Origin of the sequence: Streptomyces sp. NPDC007875 (genome assembly GCF_042868035.1) — a bacterium.
In the GTDB taxonomy this organism is placed as follows: Bacteria; Actinomycetota; Actinomycetes; order Streptomycetales; family Streptomycetaceae; genus Streptomyces; species Streptomyces antimycoticus.
Window position 1 is genome coordinate 162,050 of sequence record NZ_JBIADZ010000022.1, and the last position, 10,126, is coordinate 172,175.

The window sequence follows — 10,126 nt, forward strand, 5'->3', positions numbered from 1 at the left end:
GTCAACCCCGCCCCGGCCGCGCTAGCTCAAATACCCGTGCTCCATCGCCTTCATCACCGCGGCCGTACGGTCGGAGACGCCGAGCTTCCGGTACGACCGCAGCAGATGCGTCTTGACCGTGGCCTCGCTGACGAACAGCTCGGCGCCGATCTCGGCGTTGGTCAGCCCCCGGCCGACCAGCCGCAGCACCTCGCGCTCACGGCCGGAGAGCGGGGACGGCTCGACCGTCCGGGAGCGGAAGAGCTTGCCCGCGAGGGACGGGGTGAGCACCGTCTCGCCACGTGCCGCGGTCTGCACCGCGTCGATCAGCTCCTGGCGTGAACTGCCCTTCAGCAGATAGCCCGCGGCGCCCGCCTCCACCGCGCGCAGGATGTCGGAGTCGTCCTCGTACGTGGTCACGATGACCACCTTGCAGCCCGGCACCTGCCGCAGGATCTGCCCGGTGGCCTCCACCCCGTCCATCCCGCCCATGCGCAGATCCAGCAGGGTGATGTCCGGCCGCAGCGCGACCGCCTGGACCACCGCCTCCTCACCGGAACCGGCCTGCCCGACCACCGTGATTCCCTCGGCGGACTCCAGCATGGCGCTCAGCCCCTCCCGCACCACGGGATGGTCATCGGCCAGCAAGACCCTGATGGGGCCGCTCGGATTGCCCGGCACACTCTCAGCCACTCACTGCCTCCCCGCTCAGCGCCGTCACCGGCACGCTCACCTCCACGGTGGTGCCCCGTCCGGGGCTGCTGGTGACGGACGCCACCCCGTCGATCTCCTCCACCCGGGCCTGCATTCCGCGCAGCCCGTAGCCTTCCTGGGTGCCGTCCGGGGTGAACCCCTCGCCGTCGTCACGGACCAGCAGCCGGACGCCGCCCTGGTCGAAGACCACGATCACATCCACCGTACGGGCCTGTTTGGCGTGTTTGCGCACATTGGCGATGGCCTCCTGCACCGTGCGCAGCAGCACCACGCTCACCGCCATCGGCAGCGACTTCTCCTCGCCCATCACCGAACACCGCACCTCCAGGCCGGTCTCGGCGATCAGCCCCTCGGCCTGCCGGCGCACCGCCTGGGAGAGCGAACCGCCGCGCAGCGCGGGCGGGGTGAGGGCGGCCACGAAGTCACGGGCCTCGGCGAGCGACTCCTTGGCCACCCGCCCGGCCAGCGACAGATGGTTCACCGCCTGGTCCGGGGCGTCGCGCACCTCCGACTCGGCGGCCTGCACCAGGCTGATGATGCTGGTCAGGCCCTGCGCCAGGGTGTCGTGGATCTCCCGGGCCAGCCGCTCGCGTTCGGCCGAGATACCGGCCTCGTGGGAGAGCCGCGCCACCCGCTCCCGGCTGCGCTGCAACTCCTCGATGAGCTGCCCGCGCCCCTTGCTCTGCCGCACCACCCGCTTGATCCACAGCCCCAGCAGCATCGACAGTGCGATGCTCAGCAGCGAGATGGGCAGGACACCCAGGACGCTCAGCCCCAGGTCCTCACCGATGAACGCCACCACCAGCACGGGGCAGAGATTGGCCACCATGGCCAGCGCCACCGCCCAGATCATCGGCAGGCTCATGATCAGCATCGGGATGACGGCGAACAGCGCGAACGCGCCGACGAGGTTGAACGCCGTGGTGATGCAGAAGAGCGTCACCAGACCCGCCGCGAACACCAGGTTCCGCGGGCCGTAGGTGTCCTCGATCATCAGCGTCCGGCCGACCGCCGCGTACCACGGCACGCACAGCGTCAGCGCGGCGATCGGGATGGAGTGGCTGGCCTGGGAGCCACTGGAGAGGAAGAGCAGGATCGCGGTGACGAGATAGGAGACGGCGAAGAAGCCGTCCCACAGGCCGAACCAGCGGGTGCCGGACTCGGGACCGTAGTACGCCCCGGTCTGCGAGCCCTCCCCCGGAGAGTGATTGCGCACGGGCTCAGTACTACCACGCGTGTCCACCGTGTCCACCGGACGGTTGACAGCCAGAACCCACCGTTCAGTCGTCTCGCGTCGGCCGGCCCGCTTCTAGCGTTGAGCTAGGTGGGACGGAGAGTCGTCACACCGCCTGCACATCACCCTTTTTGGCTTGGAGAACGTCCCGTATGCCACAGATGAGCCAGTTCATGTCCGCACTGATCGCCAGTGGCACGATCCTGATCATCATCCTGGCGACCGACATCGGCCGCCGCCGCATCACCACGATGCGGATGGTGCGCTCGGTCATCGCCGTGGCCATCGTCATCGCGATCTTCGTCGAGTCCTTCCCGACCAAGGGCAACGACCTCTCCCTGCAGCTCGTGGGCGTCGGTACCGGTGTCATCTGCGGTCTGATCGCCGGAGTGCTGCTGCCCGCCTACAAGGACGCCACGTCCGGTGACCTCTACACCATCGGTGGCATCGGCTACGCCCTGGTGTGGATCGTCCTCTCCGGCGGACGCATCCTCTTCGCCTACGGCGCCGAGCACTGGTTCACCATGGACCTGGTCAAGTTCTCCATCGACTACAAGATCAGCGGTCAGGACACCTACGCCAACGCCTTCGTCTTCATGTCGCTGGCCATGGTGCTGACCCGTACCGCCGTGCTGCTGGCCAAGATGCGCAAGCTGAAGGGTCAGGACACCGCGAGCGGTCAGCTGCCGCAGCAGACCACCACCGGTGCGTCGGTCTGAACCGCCTGATTTCATAGTCCACCAACCCCGCCGGGCCCGCCCCGGCACCCGTCAGACGCAAGAGCAGGGTGAAGCAGTGGAACGCCATGACAACCTGAGGCTCCGACCGCCTCGGCACCGGGTCGACCGCCGTGCGATCGGCTGGTGGACCGTGCAGTCCGCCGTCTTCGCCCTGCCTCTGCCGCTCGTCTTCGGGATCCTGTGGGCCTCCATCCCCCCCACGCGTGAGTTCTTCATGTGGGCCACGCTGATCTCGCTGGTCCCCGGGCTGCTCTACATGGCCGTCATGCCGGCCTGGCGCTACCGGGTCCACCGCTGGGAGGCCACCAACGAGGCGGTCTACGCGGCCTCCGGCTGGCTCTGGCAGCAGTGGCGGGTCGTTCCGCTCTCCCGGGTCCAGACCGTGGACACCCTGCGCGGCCCGATCCAGCAGATGTTCGGGCTCTCCGGCGTCACCGTGACCACCGCCTCCGCCGCGGGCGCGGTGAAGATCAAGGGCATCGACCACAAGATGGCGTCGGACCTGGTCGAGTACCTGGCCAAGTCCACCCAGGCCGTCCCGGGAGACGCCACATGACGTCGGACACCACCGTGCGGCCGCCCTCCCACGCGGCCGGCCAAGACTGGGGGCGGCTCAACAGTCGGCTGCTCCTGGTCAACCTGTCCATCCTCGCCGCACCGGTGGCCATGTTCCTGGCCAGCCTCGCGGTCACCGGCGGGGACACCAACCTTCAGGTCATCATCACCCTCGGCTCGCTGTTCGTGACCTTCCTGGTCATCAGCGGCATCGGGCTGATGCGGCTGTTCACCACCCGCTACCGGCTCACCGAGGACCGCTTCGAGCTTCACACCGGTCTGCTCTTCCGCAGCGAGCGCTCGGTCCCGATCGGCCGCATCCGCGGTGTCGACCTCACCGCCAACCCGGTCCACCGGATCTTCGGCCTCACCACCCTGCGGATCGACAGCGGGGACCAGAGCGACGCCGCCGCGCGCAGGCTCGCCCTCGACGGCATCACCAAGGCCGAGGCCCTGGAGCTGCGCAGCCGGATCATCGCCCTGCGCGACGCCGGCCAGGCCCGGGCGGTGGCCGACAGCGACGGGGTGCTCAGTCGGCTCGACTGGTCCTGGCTGCGCTACGGCCCGCTGACCCTCTGGGGCGTGGGCGGTGTCTTCATCGCCGCGGCCAGTGCGTACCGCACCCTGAGCGAGCTTCAGGTCAACCCGCTCGACCTCGGCATCATCAAGGACCTCGAGAACCGGTTTGGCACCATTCCGCTCTGGTACGGAGCCCTGCTGGCCGCCGTCCTCATCGTGGTCCTCGGCATGATCGGCTCCACCGCCACCTTCATCGAGAACTGGGCCGGTTATGAACTGCGCCGCGAGGACGGCGGGATCCTCCGCATCCGCCGCGGACTGCTGGCCACCCGCTCCGTGAGCATCGAGGAGCGCCATCTGCGCGGCCTCGAACTCGTCGAGCCCATCCCGCTGCGCTGGGCCAAGGGCGCCAAGCTCAACGCCGTCGCCAGCGGCCTGGGCAACCAGGAGGACAACCGCAGGCGCCGCGCCCTGACCCCGCCCACCCCGCGCGGCGAGGCCCTGCGGGTCGCCGCCGAGGCGCTGCCGACCGGCCCCGGTCTGATCGAGCGCAAGGGGCTGCTCCCGCACCCCAGGGAGGCCCTGCGGCGCCGGATCAACCGCGCCCTCATCTGGTCGGTCCTGATCGCGGCCGTCCCGGTGGGCCTGGGCCTGTGGCTCGGCTCCTGGCTCGTCATCACCGGCGCGATCACCGGTGTGGTGCTGGTGCCGGTTCTGGTGGCGTTCGCCTTCAACGCCTACCACAGCCTCGGCCACCTCCTGCGCGGCCGCTTCCTGGTGATGTGCTCCGGCGCGTTCGCCCGCCGCACCGTCGCCCATCAGCGTGAGGCGATCATCGGCTGGAAGTTCTCCCGGACGCCGTTCCAGCGGCGGGTCGGGCTGATCACCCTCGGCGCCACGACCGCCGCCGGTGAAGGCGCCTACCACGTGTACGACCTGACCGAAGGCCAGGGAATCGCCCTCGCAGAGACCGCGGTACCGGGGCTGCTCGCTCCGTTCATCGAGAGAGCCCCCGACCGCGGCTGACACCACCCCGAGACCAACTGGCGATCCCCCGAGAGGTGGAGGGGCGGACCGAAAGGCCGCCCCTCCACCTCTGAACCCCTCCACCTCTGAACCCCTCCACCTCTGAAGCCCCTCCACCTCTGAAAAACTGAATACTGGGCGCACTATTTGCTCGAGATCCTTGTCGTCACCGGAATTCTCATGCACTCTGGTGAATTAAGCGTGGCCATTGCGCGATGCCCCTCGGATACGGGACCCCAAAGGGATGATAGGGGTCCATAGGGGGTTTGAAGGGGTTTCTAGCCGCCCTGCCCTGTGTAAAGCTGACGTACGGTCTTGGTGTTATGTCTGCGAGGGTAATGGGGCGCGCGATGGTGAGTGAGTCCGTGGATTTCACGCCCGAGCACACCGAAATGGGGGGCACGAGCCCCGAAGGAGCGTCCCCGTGGCGGGATCGGCTCGCCAAGATCCCCGAGGCCGAGCGCGCCGAGGCTCTCACCGCCTGGGTCGGCGAGATCGTCGAGCAGGCCCTCAAGGACAAGGCGCCGGATGTCCTCGACCCCGAGCGTCCCTTCCTCGACCTGGGCTTCGACTCCCTCGCCACCGTTGATCTGCACGCCCGGCTGACCGCCGCCACCGGACTGCGGCTGCCCGTCACCCTCGCCTTCGACCACCCCACCCCCGCCGACCTCGCCCGCCATGTGCGCGCCGAACTGCTGGGCGAGAACGACGGCTCGGGCGCCTCTCCGGCCGATGCCACAATGGGCCCGATCGCCGCCGACGAGCCCATCGCCATTGTCGGAATGAGCTGCCGATTCCCCGGTTCGGTCGGCTCTCCCGAAGAACTGTGGGAAATCGTCGCGGGCGGAAAAGACGTCATCTCCGAATTCCCGGTGACTCGGGGATGGGATCTCGCCGGGCTTTACGACCCCGACCCGGACAAGGCAGGCAGCAGCTATACCCGCGAAGGCGGATTCCTGCACGACGCCGATGAGTTCGATCCGGCGTTCTTCGGCATTTCGCCGCGCGAAGCCCTCGCGATGGATCCGCAGCAGCGGCTGCTGATGGAGACCTCCTGGGAGGTCTTCGAACGCGCCGGAATCGACCCCGCGACCCTCCGGGGCGGCCGGGCCGGTGTGTTCGTCGGCGCCGAGACCCAGGACTACGGCCCCCGGCTGCACGAGGCCGAGCAGGGCTTCGAGGGCTATCTGGTCACCGGCAACGCCGCCAGCGTCGCCTCCGGCCGGATCGCCTACACCTTCGGCTTCGAAGGCCCCACCGTCACCGTCGACACCGCGTGCTCCTCGTCCCTGGTGGCGCTCCACCTGGCCGTCCAGGCGCTGCGCGCGGGCGAGTGCACCATGGCGCTCGCCGGTGGCGCGGCCGTCATGGCCAACCCCGGCTCGTTCATCGCCTTCAGCCGCCAGCGCGGCCTCGCCGCCGACGGACGCTGCAAGCCGTTCGCCGCCGCCGCCGACGGCACCGCCTGGGGCGAGGGCGTCGGCATGCTGCTCGTCGAACGGCTCTCGGACGCCCAGAAGAACGGCCACCGGGTCCTCGCCGTCGTCCGCGGCACCGCCATCAACCAGGACGGCGCCAGCAACGGACTCACCGCCCCCAGCGGCCCCGCCCAGCAGCGCGTCATCCGCCAGGCCCTCGCCAACGCCGGACTCTCGTCCGGTGAGGTCGACGTCGTGGAGGCCCACGGCACCGGTACGACGCTGGGCGACCCCATCGAGGCCCAGGCGCTGCTCGCCACCTACGGCCAGGAGCGCGAGGCGGACCGGCCGCTGTGGCTCGGCTCGCTCAAGTCCAACATCGGGCACACCCAGTCCGCGGCCGGTGTCGGCGGCATCATCAAGATGGTCATGGCGATGCGCCACGGCGTCCTGCCGCGCACCCTGCACATCGACGAGCCGACCCCCCATGTCGACTGGACCGCCGGTGAGATCGAGCTGCTGACCGAGGCCCGGGCGTGGCCGGAGAGCGACCGCCCGCGCCGCGCGGGCGTCTCCTCGTTCGGCATGAGCGGCACCAACGCCCACGCCATCATCGAACAGCCCCCGGTCGACAGCGAGGAGCGAAGCGAAGCCGAGGACCCCGACGGCGAGGGCTCCGCGGAACCCGCCGTCCTGCCCTGGACCCTGTCCGCGAAGACCGCGGACGCCCTCCGCGGCCAGGCCGAGCGGCTGCACACGCTGCTGGAGGCCGACCCCGGGCTCGCCCTCACCGACATCGGCCACTCCCTGGCCACCACCCGCGCCACCTTCGAACAGCGCGCCGTGCTCCTCGCCGGCGACCGCGACGGCTTCCTCTCCGCCCTGCGCACCCTCGCCGAGGACGGCGACGGACCGACCGTCGTCCGCGGCGCCCCCGCCGCCGGAAAGCTCGCCCTGCTCTTCACCGGACAGGGCAGCCAGCGCCTCGACATGGGCCGCGAGCTCTACGGCGCCTACCCCGTCTTCGCCGAAGCCCTCGACGACGCCTGCTGGTACCTCGAGGAACAGCTCGAACACCCGCTGCTCGACGTGCTCTTCGCCGAGGAGGGCAGCTCCGAGGCCGCCCTCCTGGACCGCACCGACTACACCCAGCCCGCCCTGTTCGCCGTCGAGGTCGCGCTCTACCGCCTCGTCGAGTCCTGGGGACTGCGCCCCGAACTGCTCGCCGGACACTCCATCGGCGAGCTCGCGGCCGCCCATGTAGCCGGTGTGCTGTCCCTGGAAGACGCCGCCGCGCTGGTGGCCGCGCGTGGTCGTTTGATGCAGGAGCTTCCGGCCGGTGGCGCGATGATCGCGGTGCAGGCGTCGGAGGACGAGGTGCTGCCGCTGCTCGCCGGAGGTGAGGACCGGATCGGCATCGCCGCCGTCAACGGCCCCCACTCCGTCGTCGTCTCGGGCGAGGAGGACGCGGCGCTGGAGATCGCCGCGGCCTTCGAGGAGCGGGGCCGCAAGACCAAGCGGCTCACCGTCAGCCACGCGTTCCACTCCCCGCTCATGGACGGCATGCTCGCCGAATTCCGGCGCGTCGCCCAGGTGCTGGACTACGCACCGCCGCGCATCCCCGTGGTCTCCACCGTCACCGGGCGCCTCGCCACCGCCGAGGAGCTGTGCTCGCCCGAGTACTGGGTGCGCCATGTCCGCGAGGCCGTCCGCTTCCTGGACGGGGTGCGGACGCTGGCCGACAAGGGCGCCACCACCTTCCTGGAGCTCGGTCCCGACGCCGTGCTCACCGCCATGGCCCAGGACTGCCTGCCCGACGCCGACGGCACCGCGTACGCCGCGACGCTGCGCGGCGGGCGCCCCGAGGCCGAAACCCTGACCGCGGCCGTGGCGCTGGCGTACGTCCGGGGCAAGAAGGCCGACTGGGCCGCCCCGTACGCCACCACCGGCGCCCGCACGATCGACCTGCCCACCTACGCCTTCCAGCGCCAGCGGTACTGGCTCAACGCCCCGGCCCCGGCCCCGGCCGGATCGGCGGAGGCTGCCGCGTCGGGCTCGGCCGTCGATGGGCGGTTCTGGGATGTGGTGGAGCGCGGGGATGTGGCCGCGCTGGCGGCGGAGCTGGCGGTGGATCCGGGGGTTTCGCTGGGTGAGGTGTTGCCTGCGTTGTCGTCGTGGCGGCGGCAGGAGTCGGTGCGTTCTGCGGTGGATGGTTGGCGTTACCGGGTGGTGTGGAAGCCGGTGACGGGGCGGTCGGCGGCCGGGGTGTTGGGTGGCTGCTGGGTGGTTGTGGTCCCGGTGGAGGGGGCCGGGGGTGTGTGGGCCTCGGGTGTGGTGCGGATGCTGGCCGGGCGTGGTGTGGATGTGCGCGTGGTCGAGTCGGACGCGGCGGATCGGGCTGGGATCGCGGATGAGCTGCGTGGGGCGGTGGGCGACGCCTCGGTGACGGGTGTGGTGTCGCTTCTGGCGGTGGCCGAGGGTGAGACGGGTCTGTTGCGGACGGCTGCGTTGGTGCAGGCGTTGGGTGATGCGGGTGTGGGTGCGCCGTTGTGGGTGGCGACGCGGGGTGCGGTGTCGGTGGGGCGTTCGGATGGTGGGGTGAATCCGGGTCAGGCCCTGGTGTGGGGGCTTGGCCGGGTGGCGGCGTTGGAGCTGCCGGAGCGGTGGGGTGGTCTGGTCGATCTGCCGGAGTCGGTGGATGAGCGTGCGCTGGGACGGTTGGCGGGTGTGCTGGCCGGGGCCGGTGGCGAGGATCAGGTCGCGGTGCGTGGCTCGGGTGTCTTCGGACGCCGGCTGGTGCGGGCGGCCGCGGCGGGGTCCGCAACGGGTCCGGCCTCCGAGGGCTCCTGGTCGCCGGGCGCCGGTTCGGTGCTGGTGACCGGTGGCACGGGTGCGCTGGGTGCGCATCTGGCTCGCTGGTTGGTGGAGAACGGCGCCGAGCACGTGGTGCTCACCAGCCGCCGGGGGATCGACGCCCCGGGTGCGGTGGAGCTGCGGGATGAGCTGGCGGCCTCGGGTGCTCGGGTGACCGTTGCCGCGTGCGATGTGGCGGACCGGGACGCGCTCGCGGAGCTGCTGGCCGGGCTGCCGGAGGAGCTTCCGCTCACCGCTGTCGTCCATGCGGCCGGTGTGCTCGACGACGGCGTACTGGACTCGCTCACGTCCGAGCGGTTCGCCTCGGTGCTCCGCGCGAAGGCCGACGCCGCGCGCCATCTGGACGAGCTGACGCGCGACCTCGACCTTTCGGCGTTCGTCCTCTTCTCCTCGATCACCGGGTCGGTGGGTGCCGCCGGGCAGGGCAACTACGCGGCGGCCAATGCCTACCTGGACGCGCTGGCCGAGCTGCGCCGCGCCGAGGGCTTGCCCGCCACCTCGATTGCCTGGGGCCCGTGGGCCGACTCCGGCATGGCCGGTGACGACGCCATGGAGCGGCGGATGCGACGCGAGGGCATGCCGCCGATGGCGCCCGAGTCCGCCGTTGCCGCCCTGCGGCAGGCGCTGGACCTCGATGACACCGCCGTGACGGTCGCGGACATCGACTGGGAGAACTTCGCCCGCACCCTCACCGCCGTACGGCCGAGCCCGCTGATCGCCGAGCTGGCGGCGGAGGCCGGGCCGCGCGCCGCGACCGGCGCCGAGGCTGGAAAGGTCGTCACCGACGCCGACTCCGCCACCCCGCTCGGCGAGCGCCTGAGCGGCCTTCCGAAGGCCGAACAGGACCGTGCGCTGCTGGAGCTGGTGCGTACGCAGGTGGCGTCGGTGCTGGGGCACGGCGGGGCCGAGGCGGTCGAGGCCGGGCGGGCCTTCAAGGAGCTGGGCTTCGACTCACTGGCCGCGATCGAGCTGCGCAACCGGCTGAACGCGGCGACCGGCCTGCGGCTGGCCGCCACGCTCATCTACGACTACCCGAACGCCACCGCCCTGGCGGACCATCTGCGGAC

General features: G+C 70.9%; 6 protein-coding genes. 4 read left to right on the forward strand and 2 right to left on the reverse strand.

The genetic code is table 11. From position 1 onward, the window contains the following. Positions 1–21: 21 nt before the first annotated feature. Positions 22–672 (reverse strand): response regulator transcription factor, encoded by a 651-nt coding sequence (locus tag ACFYOY_RS35410; protein ID WP_351888741.1) that lies wholly within the window; start codon positions 670–672, stop codon positions 22–24. Further along, positions 665–1,909, reverse strand: a complete 1,245-nt coding sequence (locus ACFYOY_RS35415; RefSeq protein WP_351888738.1) for a sensor histidine kinase — start codon at positions 1,907–1,909, stop codon at positions 665–667. Before ACFYOY_RS35415 ends, ACFYOY_RS35410 begins: the two co-directional genes overlap by 8 nt. 191 nt (positions 1,910–2,100) lie before the next feature. Between ACFYOY_RS35415 and ACFYOY_RS35420 the strand changes: the two genes are divergently transcribed. From ACFYOY_RS35420 to ACFYOY_RS35435, 4 genes are all read left to right on the forward strand, one after another. Continuing rightward, positions 2,101–2,646, forward strand: coding sequence for a hypothetical protein (locus tag ACFYOY_RS35420; RefSeq protein WP_351888735.1), 546 nt, complete (start codon positions 2,101–2,103; stop codon positions 2,644–2,646). A 76-nt stretch (positions 2,647–2,722) separates the two neighbouring features. Beyond that, a complete protein-coding gene (locus ACFYOY_RS35425) occupies positions 2,723–3,223 on the forward strand; it encodes a PH domain-containing protein (RefSeq protein ID WP_351888733.1) in 501 nt (166 codons plus the stop codon). Next, entirely contained in the window at positions 3,220–4,767 is a 1,548-nt protein-coding gene (locus ACFYOY_RS35430; RefSeq protein ID WP_388591534.1) for a PH domain-containing protein, read from the forward strand. The genes ACFYOY_RS35425 and ACFYOY_RS35430 overlap by 4 nt, the downstream gene beginning before the upstream one ends. A 365-nt stretch (positions 4,768–5,132) precedes the next feature. Next, on the forward strand, positions 5,133–10,126 hold a 4,994-nt coding region (locus ACFYOY_RS35435), incomplete at its 3' end, for a type I polyketide synthase (protein WP_388591536.1).